Raw genomic sequence first — 1101 nt, 5'->3', positions numbered from 1 at the left:
TCTCCTGAAGCGCCGCATGGTTCTGGCCGCCTGATCCACGCAAAATGAGCAAGAACCACAGAAACGGGGCAACCCCAATCCCACTTCTGAGCCCCGCGCGCCGCCGCGCCTGCGTCGAGCATGTCCAGACCGTGCTGACGGTCTCCGAGCGGCGCGCCTGTCGCGCGCTCGGGCAGCATCGCACGACGCAGCGCAAGGTGCCGCGGGGGAGAGACGACGAGGCAGCGCTGCTGGCCGACCTGGTCGAGTTGGCGCGCCGGTATGGCCGCTACGGCTATCGCAAGATCGCCGCCCGGCGGCGGGCTGTCTGGTCAACGACAAGCGGGTGGAGCGGCTGTGGCTGCATCGGCTGAATGTCCGTTGAGGTACACCCTGCGAGGCAGCCACGCTGAGACGCCCGTGCCCTGTCTCACAGGGTTGCCGACTGGGCTGTGAGACAGCTACAAGGAAACCTCTAGACCCTGCGAGACATTCCATGGCCCGGATCGGCTACGCGCGCGTCAGTACCCTCGACCAGGACCTCACCGTGCAGCTCGCCGCCCTCAAGGCGGCCGGGTGCGACATCATCCGGTCCGAGAAGGTGAGCGGGTCCTCGACCGTCGGCCGCGACGAGCTGCGCACGGTGCTGGCCTTCATCCGTGAGGGCGACACGCTCGTGGTGACCCGCGTCGACCGCCTGGCGCGTTCGATTGGCGACCTCCAGGACATCGTGCGCGAGCTGAGAGGGAAGGGGGCCGGCTTGCTCGCGACCGAGCAGCCGATCGACACGAACACGGCGGCCGGCAAGGCCTTCCTCGACATGCTCGGGGTGTTCGCCGAGTTCGAGACGAACTTGAGGCGCGAGCGCCAGGCCGAGGGCATCGCTAAGGCGAAGGCGGCTGGCGTCTACAAGCGAGCGCGCACGGTCGATCCTGCGGCTGTGCGGGCGCTGATCGGGGAGGGGAAAGGCGCCTCGAGGGTCGCCCGGGAACTGGGGATCGGTCGGGCTAGCGTCTATCGGGTGCTTAAGGCGTAGGCCTGTAGCTGTAGCGGCGCGCAATCGAACTGTGGCGGAGGCGCAATCGAGGGCGTTTTCCGGCGCACGATCGGTGAGACTGGAGA

General features: G+C 67.9%; 1 protein-coding gene and 1 pseudogene. Both read left to right on the top strand.

The window, feature by feature from the left end:
• Window positions 1-83: 83 nt before the first annotated feature.
• Window positions 84-340: pseudogene (locus EU555_RS35945) on the top strand (IS3 family transposase); the annotation flags it as partial.
• A gap of 135 nt (window positions 341-475) precedes the next feature.
• Window positions 476-1015, top strand: a complete 540-nt coding sequence (locus tag EU555_RS35940; RefSeq protein WP_135420166.1) for a recombinase family protein — start codon at window positions 476-478, stop codon at window positions 1013-1015.
• The last annotated feature ends 86 nt before the right edge of the window (window positions 1016-1101 follow it).

Origin of the sequence: Methylobacterium nonmethylotrophicum (assembly GCF_004745635.1) — a bacterium.
In the GTDB taxonomy this organism is placed as follows: Bacteria; Pseudomonadota; Alphaproteobacteria; order Rhizobiales; family Beijerinckiaceae; genus Methylobacterium; species Methylobacterium nonmethylotrophicum.
This window is presented reverse-complemented; position numbering and strand designations above follow the sequence as displayed.